Below are 13,214 nucleotides of genomic sequence, written 5' to 3'. Positions count from 1 at the left end.
GTCGTTCATCGGACGAAGAGGCGTTTTCTTGAACACTAAACCCGATTTATTGAACCCAAATTCGAATTTCTTCTACAGTAATGGGATTTATTCTACCGAAGTCATATTATGGAAACTAATTGGATATAAATGATTCTCCTGACCACTCGAATTTATAAGAAACTGACTATTTTGTAGATGTCAGATTCATAGTATCCTCTATCTATACTAGTACTGGAGGTTGAATTGAATGACGAAACAATTTACTGGAACAGATCGAGTGAAACGAGGAATGGCGGAAATGCAAAAAGGTGGCGTCATTATGGACGTCGTCAATGCAGAGCAGGCGCGCATTGCGGAAGCAGCTGGAGCGGTTGCTGTTATGGCTTTAGAGCGAGTACCATCGGATATTCGTGCTGCGGGCGGCGTGGCGCGTATGGCTGACCCACGCATTACAGAAGAAGTGATGCAGGCCGTGACAATTCCGGTCATGGCAAAAGCGCGCATCGGTCATATTTCGGAAGCGCGGATGCTTGAGGCTATGGGTGTGGATTACATCGATGAATCTGAAGTATTAACACCAGCAGATGAAGAGTTTCATTTAATCAAAAGCGACTTCACCGTGCCGTTTGTTTGCGGAAATAAAGATTTAGGAGAAGCAGCTCGCCGAATTGGAGAAGGCGCATCCATGCTCCGCACAAAGGGAGAACCGGGGACAGGGAATATCGTAGAAGCGGTTCGTCACTTACGTAAATTAAATGCCCAAGTTCGAAAAATCATTCATATGAACGACGATGAATTGATGACGGAAGCGAAAAACTTAGGTGCACCTTATCATGTATTACTGGAAATCAAACATTTAGGGCGCTTACCTGTTGTGAATTTTGCTGCAGGAGGCATTGCGACACCTGCGGATGCAGCTCTTATGATGGAACTTGGCGCAGACGGAGTATTTGTCGGTTCTGGTATTTTCAAATCGGACAATCCAGAACGTTTCGCCCGCGCAATTGTGGAAGCCACGACACATTACCAAGATTACAAACTACTCGTTGAAATTTCAAAAGATCTAGGGGTTCCAATGAAAGGTATTGAGATTGGTCGCTTAGAAGCAAGTGACCGCATGCAGGACCGGGTGCTGTGAAATGTTGAGAATTGGTGTTCTCGCTCTACAAGGTGCCGTCCGTGAACATGTTCTTTCTATAGAAGAAAGTGGAGCAACTGCTGTTCAAGTGAAACGGCTTGAAGACCTCGAAGGACTCGATGCTCTCGTTTTGCCAGGTGGAGAAAGTACGACAATGCGCAAGTTACTCGATCGCTACGAATTACTTGAGCCGATTCGCAAACTTGCAGAAGAAGGGCTACCGATGTTCGGCACGTGTGCAGGTTTAATACTGTTGGCACGCAATGTCGTAGGACAAGAGAGTCATTTGGGTGTGATGGACGTGACGGTCGAGAGAAATTCATTCGGTCGACAAGTCGATAGTTTTGAAGTGGATTTAGATGTAAAAGGTTTAGAGGAACCATTTCCTGCTGTGTTTATTCGAGCACCTCATATTGTGGAAGTAGGAAAGTCTGTTGAAGTGTTAGCAAAACACGACGGCCGTATCGTGCTTGCACGTGACGGCAACTTCCTCGGGTGTTCGTTCCACCCTGAATTAACCGATGATCACCGTCTCATGCGCTATTTCGTGAAACTTGTTAGTGAGACAACCCCAGGGGTTATCTCAAAATAAAGTTAACTCTACAAATGAGACAACCCCAGGGGTTGTCTCATCTGTCTCAAATCTCCAGCACACTTGCAGTGAATAGTCGTTGCAACGCATCTAAAGATAATGGTGACTTTACAAGTACACAGGTTGAGGGCCCAGCGCTTCCGGGTGGAATAGGATTAGATGCACGAATTCCTAAACGAGACAGTTCTGCATCGACACCAGAAGAACCACACGGATGACAATACGAAATGGAATCCGAAAGTCGTGCCAAATAAAGCTCTTTTAGTGCAACAACTTCAGTTGGGGTGTTTAAAACCGCTTGGCCAACCAAGGGTTTTCCAATTAGAAACCAGTTGCCTGGTTGCTCGGCAGGTGTCAGTTTTTTCTTTGTCTGATACCAACATTTTTTCTGGCGGCTTCCTATAATTTGTACGGAAATTCCTGACTGTAATGTGGTCATGTTCGACTCTGTTGATCCGGCAATAGGAGGGCAGTCTAGCCCAATGTTTTGGAATAATCGTTCGATACCGAGTTTATAGAAATTCCAAGCAGCATTTCCCGTAAAATTGATTACGACAATTTGCTGCGCTTCTGCCTCAACACACCATAATTCTAATAAAGCTACTCTTGCTGCCATTTCCGCGACTAAACTCTCACTCGCACTTAGGACATCTCCAGGTTTTTCACCAATTCCCGCAGAATTATCAACACCCATCCACAACTCGTTGCCTAAAAATATTGCATCTCTCACCGAATCATCTCCTGTCGCCCTGCACGTTTTACTAAAGGTGCCGCAATAGAGGCAAGCAAGCAGTTGATTCCTGTAGCTACTAAAAGAAGAGGAGCCAAAGCGCTATAAAGAGCGGGACTGATCAGAAAGTAGAATGGAAGAGGCGCAAGAAGGCCTGTAGCCAACGTAACCCATATATACCCGAGTAATTGTCGGTTTCGTCGGACAAACCATCCGAATATCAGGACTATTCCTACCATTTCGAGTGCTACGATGAAATGAAACGGCCCAAGTGGAAGGCCGCCGCTGAGTGCTGACAAGATGTGACCGATGCCTGCAATCGCTCCTGCCCATAAAGGACCAAGAAATACCACACTTAAAAGTGCCGGGGTCAAATCAAGGGCAACGCTACTGAATGGACCAGGTAACTTAATAAGTGCACCGATTCCGCAAAGAGCCACAAAAAGTGCTGCTAGTGTAAGCTTTCTCGTCATTCCCATAGTGACACTCCTTTCTTCATTTCATGTAGTCCGTACCAGATTTGTGTCACAGAAGTGGCCTCTGCGACAAGGTATTGTGTGATTCGCCCTGATTCATCACGCAATACACGATCTTCTTTTTGCAAAGGGACAATTCCCCGGGAAATATCTTCAACAATCCAGATGATTGTTTGGTTCGAAGCAGCAGATTGTAACGTGTCTAGCCATTCGGATCTCTGTTCTTTTGTAAGAGGAAATAACGCCGCTTGGATACCATCAAAGACAAGTACATCTTTTGTATGATCGAATTCTGTTTCATCTGCATGAATCCATTGAACTGTTACATCGTTTCTTTCAAGATACGCGCGAACAAAGGCTCGCTTGCCGTGGTAGGCACCTCCGAATACGATATGCATGACCAGCTCTCCTTTTTTTCTAATGTGAAGTGAAAAACTGTGTTGTGCCCAGCAGCTGCTTGCTGGAAGGGAGTTAAAGTAAACCAAGACTTTATTAATCGAATCACACCACCGTGGACCACTAAAATAAATGGACTATCTGAAGTGTCTAGTAAATTAAACAAAGCTTGATGTACGCGTGTTTCAAACTCGCTAAACGATTCACCCTTTGGTGGTGTGGATTCAAGTGGTCGATCAATCCAGTTTCTATAAGCTGTATCGAACTGCAAATCTGCATACGTCTTTTCTTCCCAGTCACCGAAATGCAACTCCCGGAAGCTTGCATCAGTATGTACCGTGCTTCTTGGAAAATAAAGTGTTGAGGTTTGGATACATCGAATCAAGTCGCTAGAATAGACCTGAATCTCCTGATTAGTGAGTGGAGGAACGTCTGCATCCAAAATTTCTTGATTTGTCCACCCGATATACTGTTTCTGTTGATTTCCATAAGTTGGTAGATGTCGCATTATAATAAGATCAACAAGACGAGCCATACGACTAATTCGCCTCCTTCTATAAATGCTCCGCACATATCACCGGATGCCCCTCCAAAATGCTTTCTCGTCCAGATTTTGAAGTACCAAATCCCAATGAAAAGAACCGCAACAGGGCCACTGCTAACTGGAAGGAGTACAATCAAAGTAGCCAGAATAAAGAGTTGGATAAATGTCAGGGGAAGGAATGAGAAATACTGTCTGAAAAAATGTGCCATACCATGTTCTTTTGATGGATTTGTTCCAACTAAATACAACACCATTCCACACCGAATTAAAATCGGAATTGCTAGCCAGTGAAGTATGGAAAGCTCTAAGCTGATCAACTGCACATAAATTCCGAACCGCATCAGTAACGAGACGCCAACTGTCATCGCACCAAACGCTCCCACACGAGGGTCTTTTAATATTTGCTGACGTTTTGCCTGGTCTTTATAAGAAAAATAAGCGTCTGCAGTATCTGTCAGACCATCTAAATGGAGGCCACCTATAAAGGCAAGATGCGCTGCAACCAACAAAGCTGCAAGAAGTACGATATGAAGCTCATTCGATAAGAGTGTATAAAGTCCGAAAAGAAGTGTTCCTTCAAGCAATCCGATGAAAGGGAAGACGGCAAACATTGAAGTGATGGACCGTTTTGTCATCGGCAAGGTGGCTTTAACGGGAATGCTACTAAAAAACTGTAAGGCAAGTGGCAAGCCACTGAGTAGTTCTTTCATCTTGAGGCTCCTTCCAGACCTTTGGGATTCCAAACGTCACTTCTATGCTGCAATCGGACTCTGCTACAATCCATTGATGAAGTTCGCCGAGCCACTTTCTGTATTCTTCCGTTTCGGGGTATACGGATGTGGGCTCGTCAAATACCTCGTTCGACACTAAAATGACAGGTATCCCAGTCTTTTTCCACATCGAAATTTGTTGTGTCAATGAAGCAACTAGTGTTGTTTTGTCGACATTCTCAAACCAAAAATTGCCGAGCCATGTCGTCAAGCAATCCCACAAAATCGGCTGGTCAGTTGGAAACGGTCGCTCGAGTGGCGTGAGGGCATCGCGGACTTCGATGGTTTCCCATGCGACCCCACTTGACGTTCGGAGCCGCTGGTGATGTTGAATGCGTTCCATCATCTCGGAGTCGGTTGCTTGTCCAGAAGCGATATAAAGAGGGGGATAGGTGGTTATGAGGGAAGTGGCCAGTTTTTCTGCAAACTGACTTTTTCCACTGCGTGCGCCGCCTGAAACAAAAATAAGCATAGAGATTCCTCCTGTGGTTTTGTATACTACTCGTCAAAGAGGTGTTGAAATGATCAAGATTGCAGTGATTAGTGATGTGCATGGTGAAGAGCGACAGTTTAAGCGTCTTGCCCAAGAACTGGAAGAAAAACAACCGGACCTCATTATCGACAATGGAGACTTTTTCTATGGAAGTCCGGAAGCTTTTTATTACGAGATGATGAAGAAACGGCCACCAATTTTGGATCTAGCAAAAGAATTGATTTCTGTTGCTGTGCCTGGAAATCATGAATTCACAAATTCCTATCGAACATTCAAAACAGCACAAAATGATATGCCCTATGAGTGGATTTGTGCCAACGTATCTGGCTTTACACCCTATGTAGTCAAACATATCAAAGGGATAAAACTCGTGATTATTGGACTAACGACGCCACTTATTCGGGAGTGGGACGAGACTGGTGAGCTTAGTCACCTTGACATTCGTAACCCAGTGGATGCTTTGAAAAAATGGATACCTTCTATTTTAGCTAGTGAGTCACCTGATCTACTAATCGTTAGCTATCACGGTGGTTTTGAACGAGATCCAGATAGTGACTGGCCATTTCACGGTGCTGAGAGTGAAAATGAGGCGCTCAGAATCGCGCACGCTTTCCCTGATATTGATCTATTGATCACAGGTCATCAGCATCTGCGAATGAATACTGAGGTCAATGGTGTACACATTATTCAACCGGGCTCTCACGCAATTGGCTATACCGAAGTGATGATTGACACTGAAACTGCATCAAATCAGTTTGCCAGTGCGTTTCGTACAATTGAAAACAACTTGAATGAGCCGACGGAAGCAGATGAATGGCTTGATACAGTCATTGCCGAGTGGCCACAGGATACTCGGTTTTCCGGAATGCTTTCATCCAGACTGCATAGGCACCCATTTCATGACTTGATGCATGAAGCCTTTCAACTAGCGACAGGTGCTCAGTTGACCGTATTTGAAATGCCCTATCTAGAAAATGGCGGGTTCTTTGGTTCTATTACGCGCAGGGATGTCTTGCGTCACACACCACATGCAGCACCTCTCCAGATCATCGAATTGACGGCAAGTCAGGTTAAAACTTTACTTGAAGAAAGTGCCGCTGTATTTACTGTTCATCCAAAAACGGGTGTGCCCTGTTTTTTATCTGAAATCAGAGAACTAGCACCCGCTCCGTATGTACACGATGTGTGGGGTGGAATCGATTATACGGTAGATATCACACGTCCTGTTAGCAAACGTATCACACAGCTCCAAATTGGAGGGCGAGATGTTTTTGGTGATGAGCGCTTTGAAGTCGCCATCAGTCGCTATCGTCTAACTGGCTATGATTTTCCTCTATATACAACTGCTCAGGTAGTTCGATCAACGAACCGTACGATTCCGGAAATCTTACTTGATTTTATTGCGCAAACAACTCTGGATACACCGTTTGGGCAGCAAGCTCAACAGCCTCACCGATCCGAGTTGCAGGGCGACTCATAATATCGCTATCTACTTGATAGATGGCTTCGTTCTTTACAGCAGTGATAGATTCCCATGCTGGGCGACTCATCAATTCACCAATTGGGTCGTCCACATAGTTGACCGTCGTCAAAATAACTTCTGGATCTTTTTCAATAATACTTTCGCTCGAGACATTGAACCAGCCAGTTTGATCTGCAAAGATGTTTTCAATTCCAGCAGCTTTTAAAATCTCTTGTTGGAATGAACCTTCTCCAGTTGACCAGATATCTGGAGCAGGAGAAATTTCAAAGTACACGCGTTTTGGTGTGTCGAGGGTTGCTACTTTTTCTTTCACGCCTGCAATTTGTGCTTTGATTTCTTCTATTAATTCTTCTCCACGTTCTTCAGCGCCCACTACAGTTGCAATTTGTTCGATGTCTCCGTAAACATCTTCAAAAGTAGAAGCGGTTTCGATAACAACCACTGGAATGCCTGCTTCTTCGAGTGGAGCGATTTGCAAGTCATCGCCAATTGTATACGCAATGACAACGTCTGGATCCATTTCAATGATGCGCTCGGCATTAATCGTCATCGAGTCGGAGATGCGCTCGATGTCTGCTGCTTCTTCCGGGTATGTATCAAACTCCGTTACACCAATCACTTTTTCACCAACTCCTAGGTCAAAAAGGATTTCTGTATTACTTGGTTGAAGAGAGACGATGGTTTCAGGTACTTCTGGAAGTATAATATCTTCGCCACGGTCATCTGTCACGGTGTATTCAGTAGTTTCCTCTGTTTGTTCGTTTGGTGTTTCAGTTGCATCTGAAGCTTGTTGTTGGCAGCCAGCTAAAACAAGTGTGAGAAATGCTGCTGCAGAAAGCCATTTTTTCATGTGAGTATTCATCCTTTTCCATATGATTTTGAGTGAAAGACGATTTCTTCGATTCCTTGGTTCTGGTTTACGGCGACGGCTAGCACGAAGAAGACGTTCGCGAGTAATCCAAGAAAGGAAAATAACAATTCATCGACAGGACGTTCTTGTGACACCTTATGCAATGCACGATAGGACTTTTTTGCTTCACTTCTGCAAACATGAAGCAGCGCGGCACCCTGCGTACCTTGTGGGAGGTAGAAGTTCTTCCAGTCATCACGACGTGTGATATACCGATCATAGATGTCATCCAACCACGCAAGGTCTTGCTCGGTGATAGCCATGCGGCCTCGAACCGATCCGTTCAGGTGATAGGCAAGGGGTTGGAGGCGTTCTAAAATTGCGATTTCCTCGCATTGTTTTTCAATGCGAAGACTAGCAAGAGCCTCCCCGATGCGAGTTGTCAGAGAGTCTGTACGAATCTCGTAATCAACAAGACAGCTCTTTTCACGCATAAATGGATAGCACGAGTAGCGGGCTTTTGATGTAGTTTTGGTCATAAATCTCCTTTCCATTTTGGGTAGACGTTCCTTATATACAAAAAAAGCTGCCTCCGAAGAGACAGCTGAGAAATGGAAACGTTTCACAAAAAAGAAATGAAGAAAGTCTCCATTTCCCAATCCCCGAAGAAACGTCTGAATCGGTTTTGTTCGGCAGGTCTTCTGGCTTGCGTCATCCTCTGGCTCCCTTCCCATGCACGTGCACAGTGGTTATTGAGCTTTCGTCAGCATCACAGTTGCGGGGACAGCGTTAGATTTTCACTAACTTCCCTTTTAAACTACATGTTGTAGTACCTGAACAAAACATCCACAAAATATTGAATTAGTAACTCGAGGATAAGTATAGCACTAGGCTGAATTAACTGTCACTATGCTTTTTTATATGAATGAAAAAACCTTCCATCAAAGTTCGAGATGGAAGGCTCTACAACAATTATTTTTTGATAAAAAATCGCATTACTTTGTTCGCAAAGTCCTCATATGAAAACCCTTCAGAACGGTTGTTGTACCATTTTCGAACCGTCTCTACGATCCAAAACGGCACTGCACGCCCCTCAAAAAGATGATAATAGTCTTCATATCCACGCTTCAAATCTTCCCACCGATTGTCATTACCAGGTAGCACATACTCCGATACATCAATTATTTTTGCGCGGCCGTCTTGTAATAAAACATTTTTAAGATGGATATCTCGAGGGTTTAGACCTTTGCTCCGAACATACTCTCGTGCCTTCTCTACATCCTCAACTGCTTCTTTAGGAATCGAAATACCTTGCAGAATACAGTCAAAAAACGTGATGCCTGGTTCATAACTTACTATTAAGACAGAGGCAGTGGCGGCGTAGCACGTCGGAAAATACGGAGAATCGCCAAGTTGTTTATAGACCTCAGCTTCCACAGCGATTTTTTCCCTCTTTTCGTTCGCATACACTTTAAACGCATATTCCGGTGTCTCAGAAGAATGAAAGACAGCTGCGTCTGTTCCCACGCCAATGCATCGCATGCCCTCAGCGAATCCAAGAACTGTAACAGGCTCATTATTTGGGTTGGCTGTTATTTGAATTGTGGAAAGCGCGTCAAGAGTAGACTCCAAGTTTTCATTCATAACACAAGCACCTTCCTTTTTCGTGATGTGAAATTTAGACGACGAAATCCGTGAAATGTTGCAAGTGCCCTGACACAAACTATGCATCTGCATACACTACACTAATGATACATGAAAGGAATGACTTGATGCACCATTATAACTCATGTCCTGAGCCACTTGTGTTAAACATTGAAGAAGCCACTCTTGAGAATAAGACATTTCGAACCATGATATGGACGGGCCATTATTTACAGCTGACAGTGATGAGTATTCCGGTATGTGAGACAACCCCAGGGGTTATTTCATAAAGCAAATATGATAAACTTAAAGCACCAGATTCTGTAAAGGGGAGAAGGCAAATGGGCGCTATCTATGCACTCGTAGTATTTGGACTAGTCGGTTATATTTTGTACAAAGTTCTTATCAAAAAATCTGTTCCACCAAGCACGTTCTCACCTGTCGATGAGTTCACGATGGGCATCAAACCCGATGTGGATCAAAAATTTCCGCTTGAAGACACGCGACATTCAACGCCGTATGAAGAATCAATCGAAATAGCAGAGCCTTATCAGAGAAACCAAGATAAGCTGTAATAGAATTACGACCCTGGAGAGATTCGAACCCCTCGACCGATGGCATAGTGTGACGAAATAGAATGGAAAGGTGTGAGTTGGTGAAAGTAGCAGTCATCCAATTGAATTCGAGACAAGATAAACAACACAATTTAAAAAAAATTGAGAGATTCATTCGAGAAGCAGCAACCGCTGGAGCAGAACTCGTATCTCTTCCCGAAAATTGCAATTTCTTAGGGCAAGATGCTGAAAAGATTCATTCAGCAGAAGAGATACCTACTGGGCAAACAACCCAGTTGTTTCAACAGCTCGCAAAAGAGTTGAACCTTTTCATTCATGTCGGCAGTATAACCGAACCCTATTCTGATACGAAGTCCTATAATACAAGTTATGTTGTTTTTCCGGACGGAGAACTTTCGAGGCGCTACCGAAAGATTCATTTGTTCGATATTGATATTCCAGGTGTATCTACACACAAAGAGTCAGATTTTTTTGAGGCAGGATCAACTCTTGAAACTGTGGAACTTCCTTTTGGCAAAGCTGGCCTAAGTATCTGTTATGACCTTCGTTTTCCGGAACTCTACCGGCAGTATGTGAAACAGGGGGCAAAGATTTTATTTGTTCCCGCAGCTTTCACACGTTACACGGGCATGCTTCACTGGGAATCACTTCTTCGTGCCCGCGCTATTGAAAATCAATGCTATGTAATTGCAGCGGGTCAGCACGGGACGTATCATCCTGGGAAAGAGTGTTTTGGTAATAGTATGATTATCGATCCGTGGGGAGTAGTGGTGGCAAGGGCTTCCGAAGAAGAAGGTGTTACGATTGCCGACCTAAAATCGGAACTCGTTGAGTCTGCACGGTCAAACATCCCAGCACTGACGCATACTAGAAACGATGTTTATTAAAGACATAAAGCTAGTCTTTAGGGATACTGCACGATAGAATAGAAAGACATGATTAATTCAAGACAACTAGAGGAGTTTGAGACGTGCGCTTGTTTTTAGTAACAATTTTGGTAGTAGGTTTTTTAGTAGTGGGGTCATTCTTTCCAGCATTATTCACTTTAGAGATAGAAGGTGCATGGTATGTAAAGTTGCTACTATTCCTTGCATTTTTTGTATTGATTCAACTTTTTAAATTAGTAGCGAGTATTATTACAGTGATTGTAGTGCCGATGGAAAAAGGCCGAATCACATATAGCGTTCTATTCTTTACCCTAGTAGCAGGCGCTTTGACTGCGAGTGGTGCATTGTTTGAAGCATTTAATTTTTCACTTGGTGGCATTCTATTAATCAGTTTCTTTTTTGCGCTTTTAGAACTTATACGAGACGACAAACAGCAGGTGACTTCTTGATCGCCTGCTGTTTCTTTCTGAAAATTCCATGGGAAATGTTTATTGCATTAAGCTTTCAAAATGACACAGTATCGCCACATGTGCTACTATACAAAAAACCAACTAATTTGATAGGGAAAGGGTGAATGAAATGACGACGATTCGCGTGCAACCAGCAGACGAGGCACAAGATCCAGTCGAACGTGATTCGTTGCGACTTGATCCACCGCAAAAAATCTTAATTGCCGGGGGTCTTGTTGTATTCGCAGCACTATTTATCTATTTACTTGCAACACAAGACATTGTTCAACCTGTCTTACTTATCATCGGACTCTTATTAGGGTACACATTATTCCACGCACGATTTGGCTTCACGTCTGCTTTCAGACGCATGATGTCTGTCGGGAATGGGCAGGCAATGCGCGCGCATATGGTAATGCTAGCAGTCGCGGTTACATTGTTTGCACCAATTCTCGCATTCGGTCTCTCCTTCTTTGGAGGTCCGGTTTCCGGATATGTTTCACCAGTAGGCGTTAGTCTACTCGTTGGGGCGTTCATCTTTGGAATCGGCATGCAACTTGGTGGAGGGTGTGCTTCCGGTACGCTATATGCTATAGGGGGCGGACGAACAGTTATGTTTGTGACTCTCTTATTCTTCATCATTGGAACTACTATCGGTGCCTATCATCTTCCATTCTGGACCGAAGAAATGCCAGCGTTCGAGCCGATCTCTTTAGCTACATCAACTGGACTTGGTTATGGTGGCGCGTGGGCTGTATCTATAGCTCTATTTGGACTCATTGCTTGGGTCACGGTCATCATCGAGAAAAAGAAAAAAGCGCCGAAAATGGCTCCCTTACCAACGGAACACGGCTGGAAGCGAATTTTCCGTGGGTCTTGGCCTCTATTTGCAGCAGCCATCGTGTTAGCCGTTTTAAATGCTGTAACACTCATGATACGTGGAACACCATGGGGCATTACGTCTGCTTTCGCACTATGGGGCTCAAAAATCGCTGAAACGTTTGGAGTGGATGTTGCGAGTTGGGGCTACTGGCAAGGCGCAAATGCCGCTTCTTTACAAGCAACAATTTTCGCAGACTCTACTACAATATTGAATTTCGGTGTCATCATCGGTGCATTTTTAGCCTCTGCCGCGGGTGGACTTTTCAAGTTCTCGAAAGTGACACCAGGGAACTTTATGGCGTCTGTAATTGGAGGACTTTTAATGGGGTACGGCGCACGTCTAGCATTTGGCTGTAACATCGGTGCCTACTTTGGAGGAATCGCTTCGTTCAGTCTCCACGGTTATATTTGGGGAATCATGGCGATTGGCGGTACATTCCTTGCTCTCTACTTACGACCCTTGTTCGGACTCTCTGTTCCCAAATCATCCGATTCCGTCTGTTAATAAAGAAAGACTCAAAGTGTTTAGTCGCTTTGAGTCTTTTTCGTGTTTAAGAGTTTATATTTCTAAAAGATTCATGGTACGTTTAATACAAAAAGGAGGGGCACATATGAAAAAATGGCTGATCCGAATTTTAATTGGGATACTTGCCCTTTTGATTGTGGCTTTTGCTGGATTTGTTATTTGGGCACAACTTGACTATGATGTGACAGAAGAGGGGCTTTCCTATAAACCAGAAGGGCGCGAGGTGATGTGGGGAGACGGAACTGAAGAGATTGGATTTGTTTTTTATCAAGGTGCTAAAGTGCGACCAGATGCCTACAGTTATATCGGTGACCAACTAGCCGCAGACGGACATTTTGTTGCAATTCCTCAATTGCCATTCAATATTGCCTTACTAGATAGCAATCGCGCGTTCGAATACATGGAAGAGTATCCGGAAATCGATACGTGGTATTTGATGGGCCACTCGTTAGGTGGAGCAGCCGCTTCAACAATTGTTGAAGAGAATGAAAAAATAGCTGGAATCATTTTTCTCGCTTCCTATCCAGTAGATTCGATTGATGTCCCGTCATTAACAATCTACGGTGGGCAAGATGGGCTTTTATCTGCAGAAGATAGTGAAGCTAGTCGAGAAAATCTACGCTCAGATGCAGTGTTCCATGAAATTGAAGAAGGTAATCATGCAAACTTCGGTATGTACGGGGAACAAACAGGGGACAACCCAAGTCCACTCAGTCCAAAAGAACAATTGGACGAAACGGTAATGATTATAAAAGAATTTATTCAATAGGTATTGACCTTCTCGTTACGTAAACGCT

17 protein-coding genes and 1 riboswitch are annotated in these 13,214 nt (G+C 44.0%); of the genes, 8 read left to right on the top strand and 9 right to left on the bottom strand.

The window, feature by feature from the left end; all coding sequences use genetic code 11:
• The first annotated feature begins 229 nt into the window (after positions 1-229).
• Entirely contained in the window at positions 230-1,120 is an 891-nt protein-coding gene (pdxS, locus tag ACF3OH_RS10395; RefSeq protein WP_204589658.1) for a pyridoxal 5'-phosphate synthase lyase subunit PdxS, read from the top strand.
• 1 nt (position 1,121) lies between these two features.
• Positions 1,122-1,712, top strand: coding sequence for a pyridoxal 5'-phosphate synthase glutaminase subunit PdxT (gene pdxT, locus ACF3OH_RS10390; RefSeq protein WP_392454525.1), 591 nt, complete (start codon positions 1,122-1,124; stop codon positions 1,710-1,712).
• A gap of 46 nt (positions 1,713-1,758) precedes the next feature.
• Here pdxT and ACF3OH_RS10385 read toward each other — a convergent pair whose 3' ends face one another.
• From ACF3OH_RS10385 to ACF3OH_RS10360, 6 genes are read right to left on the bottom strand one after another with little or no spacing between them, the layout of a single operon-like run.
• Entirely contained in the window at positions 1,759-2,442 is a 684-nt protein-coding gene (locus ACF3OH_RS10385; RefSeq protein ID WP_392454524.1) for a hypothetical protein, read from the bottom strand.
• The gene (locus ACF3OH_RS10380) at positions 2,439-2,921 is read right to left on the bottom strand and encodes an ECF transporter S component (protein ID WP_392454522.1); all 483 of its coding nucleotides are present in this window, start codon (positions 2,919-2,921) and stop codon (positions 2,439-2,441) included. The genes ACF3OH_RS10385 and ACF3OH_RS10380 overlap by 4 nt, the downstream gene beginning before the upstream one ends.
• Complete coding sequence (locus ACF3OH_RS10375) at positions 2,912-3,316, bottom strand: bifunctional adenosylcobinamide kinase/adenosylcobinamide-phosphate guanylyltransferase (RefSeq protein WP_392454520.1); 405 nt, start codon at positions 3,314-3,316, stop codon at positions 2,912-2,914. The genes ACF3OH_RS10380 and ACF3OH_RS10375 overlap by 10 nt, the downstream gene beginning before the upstream one ends.
• Positions 3,241-3,849 (bottom strand): histidine phosphatase family protein, encoded by a 609-nt coding sequence (locus ACF3OH_RS10370; RefSeq protein WP_392454518.1) that lies wholly within the window; start codon positions 3,847-3,849, stop codon positions 3,241-3,243. Before ACF3OH_RS10370 ends, ACF3OH_RS10375 begins: the two co-directional genes overlap by 76 nt.
• The gene (gene cobS / locus ACF3OH_RS10365) at positions 3,822-4,568 is read right to left on the bottom strand and encodes an adenosylcobinamide-GDP ribazoletransferase (RefSeq protein WP_392454516.1); all 747 of its coding nucleotides are present in this window, start codon (positions 4,566-4,568) and stop codon (positions 3,822-3,824) included. Before cobS ends, ACF3OH_RS10370 begins: the two co-directional genes overlap by 28 nt.
• On the bottom strand, positions 4,522-5,100 hold the full coding sequence (locus tag ACF3OH_RS10360; protein WP_392454514.1) for a bifunctional adenosylcobinamide kinase/adenosylcobinamide-phosphate guanylyltransferase: 579 nt from the start codon (positions 5,098-5,100) through the stop codon (positions 4,522-4,524). The genes cobS and ACF3OH_RS10360 overlap by 47 nt, the downstream gene beginning before the upstream one ends.
• A 49-nt stretch (positions 5,101-5,149) precedes the next feature.
• On the opposite strand from ACF3OH_RS10360, the gene ACF3OH_RS10355 reads away from it, so the two are divergent.
• Entirely contained in the window at positions 5,150-6,601 is a 1,452-nt protein-coding gene (locus tag ACF3OH_RS10355; RefSeq protein WP_392454512.1) for a bifunctional metallophosphatase/5'-nucleotidase, read from the top strand.
• On the opposite strand, the gene ACF3OH_RS10350 is transcribed toward ACF3OH_RS10355, so the two are convergent.
• The 3 genes from ACF3OH_RS10350 to ACF3OH_RS10340 all read right to left on the bottom strand — a co-directional run bounded on the left by ACF3OH_RS10350 (position 6,519) and on the right by ACF3OH_RS10340 (position 9,098).
• Positions 6,519-7,454: an ABC transporter substrate-binding protein gene (locus ACF3OH_RS10350; protein ID WP_392454510.1), complete on the bottom strand. Its 936-nt coding sequence runs from the start codon at positions 7,452-7,454 to the stop codon at positions 6,519-6,521. The genes ACF3OH_RS10355 and ACF3OH_RS10350 overlap by 83 nt on opposite strands.
• Before the next feature lie 8 nt (positions 7,455-7,462).
• Positions 7,463-7,993 carry a hypothetical protein gene (locus tag ACF3OH_RS10345; protein ID WP_392454508.1) on the bottom strand — a complete coding sequence of 177 codons (531 nt, stop codon included), beginning with the start codon at positions 7,991-7,993 and terminating at the stop codon, positions 7,463-7,465.
• A 134-nt stretch (positions 7,994-8,127) separates the two neighbouring features.
• Positions 8,128-8,306, bottom strand: a riboswitch (cobalamin riboswitch).
• A gap of 120 nt (positions 8,307-8,426) precedes the next feature.
• A complete protein-coding gene (locus ACF3OH_RS10340) occupies positions 8,427-9,098 on the bottom strand; it encodes a serine/threonine protein kinase (RefSeq protein WP_392454506.1) in 672 nt (223 codons plus the stop codon).
• Positions 9,099-9,439: 341 nt separating this feature from the next.
• On the opposite strand from ACF3OH_RS10340, the gene ACF3OH_RS10335 reads away from it, so the two are divergent.
• The 5 genes from ACF3OH_RS10335 to ACF3OH_RS10315 all read left to right on the top strand — a co-directional run bounded on the left by ACF3OH_RS10335 (position 9,440) and on the right by ACF3OH_RS10315 (position 13,186).
• Positions 9,440-9,673: a hypothetical protein gene (locus ACF3OH_RS10335; protein ID WP_204589645.1), complete on the top strand. Its 234-nt coding sequence runs from the start codon at positions 9,440-9,442 to the stop codon at positions 9,671-9,673.
• Positions 9,674-9,753: 80 nt separating this feature from the next.
• Positions 9,754-10,560 carry a carbon-nitrogen hydrolase family protein gene (locus ACF3OH_RS10330; RefSeq protein WP_392454504.1) on the top strand — a complete coding sequence of 269 codons (807 nt, stop codon included), beginning with the start codon at positions 9,754-9,756 and terminating at the stop codon, positions 10,558-10,560.
• Between the two features lie 83 nt (positions 10,561-10,643).
• Positions 10,644-11,009 carry a hypothetical protein gene (locus ACF3OH_RS10325; protein ID WP_392454502.1) on the top strand — a complete coding sequence of 122 codons (366 nt, stop codon included), beginning with the start codon at positions 10,644-10,646 and terminating at the stop codon, positions 11,007-11,009.
• A 130-nt stretch (positions 11,010-11,139) separates the two neighbouring features.
• Positions 11,140-12,396 (top strand): YeeE/YedE family protein, encoded by a 1,257-nt coding sequence (locus ACF3OH_RS10320; protein ID WP_392454500.1) that lies wholly within the window; start codon positions 11,140-11,142, stop codon positions 12,394-12,396.
• A 106-nt stretch (positions 12,397-12,502) separates the two neighbouring features.
• The gene (locus ACF3OH_RS10315) at positions 12,503-13,186 is read left to right on the top strand and encodes an alpha/beta hydrolase (RefSeq protein WP_392454498.1); all 684 of its coding nucleotides are present in this window, start codon (positions 12,503-12,505) and stop codon (positions 13,184-13,186) included.
• The last annotated feature ends 28 nt before the right edge of the window (positions 13,187-13,214 follow it).

The organism is Chryseomicrobium aureum (genome assembly GCF_043182735.1).
GTDB lineage: Bacteria > Bacillota > Bacilli > Bacillales_A > Planococcaceae > Chryseomicrobium > Chryseomicrobium aureum.
The sequence above is the reverse complement of the archived record's forward strand: the minus strand, read 5'-3'. Positions and strand labels throughout refer to the sequence as shown.

Coding starts and splice junctions, on each gene's coding strand:
- pdxS (WP_204589658.1), top strand. CDS start 230: ATGACGAAACAATTTACTGGAACAGATCGAGTGAAACGAGGAATGGCG.
- pdxT (WP_392454525.1), top strand. CDS start 1,122: ATGTTGAGAATTGGTGTTCTCGCTCTACAAGGTGCCGTCCGTGAACAT.
- ACF3OH_RS10380 (WP_392454522.1), bottom strand. CDS start 2,921: ATGGGAATGACGAGAAAGCTTACACTAGCAGCACTTTTTGTGGCTCTT.
- ACF3OH_RS10375 (WP_392454520.1), bottom strand. CDS start 3,316: ATGCATATCGTATTCGGAGGTGCCTACCACGGCAAGCGAGCCTTTGTT.
- ACF3OH_RS10370 (WP_392454518.1), bottom strand. CDS start 3,849: ATGGCTCGTCTTGTTGATCTTATTATAATGCGACATCTACCAACTTAT.
- cobS (WP_392454516.1), bottom strand. CDS start 4,568: ATGAAAGAACTACTCAGTGGCTTGCCACTTGCCTTACAGTTTTTTAGT.
- ACF3OH_RS10360 (WP_392454514.1), bottom strand. CDS start 5,100: ATGCTTATTTTTGTTTCAGGCGGCGCACGCAGTGGAAAAAGTCAGTTT.
- ACF3OH_RS10355 (WP_392454512.1), top strand. CDS start 5,150: ATGATCAAGATTGCAGTGATTAGTGATGTGCATGGTGAAGAGCGACAG.
- ACF3OH_RS10350 (WP_392454510.1), bottom strand. CDS start 7,454: ATGAAAAAATGGCTTTCTGCAGCAGCATTTCTCACACTTGTTTTAGCT.
- ACF3OH_RS10345 (WP_392454508.1), bottom strand. CDS start 7,993: ATGACCAAAACTACATCAAAAGCCCGCTACTCGTGCTATCCATTTATG.
- ACF3OH_RS10340 (WP_392454506.1), bottom strand. CDS start 9,098: ATGAATGAAAACTTGGAGTCTACTCTTGACGCGCTTTCCACAATTCAA.
- ACF3OH_RS10335 (WP_204589645.1), top strand. CDS start 9,440: ATGGGCGCTATCTATGCACTCGTAGTATTTGGACTAGTCGGTTATATT.
- ACF3OH_RS10320 (WP_392454500.1), top strand. CDS start 11,140: ATGACGACGATTCGCGTGCAACCAGCAGACGAGGCACAAGATCCAGTC.
- ACF3OH_RS10315 (WP_392454498.1), top strand. CDS start 12,503: ATGAAAAAATGGCTGATCCGAATTTTAATTGGGATACTTGCCCTTTTG.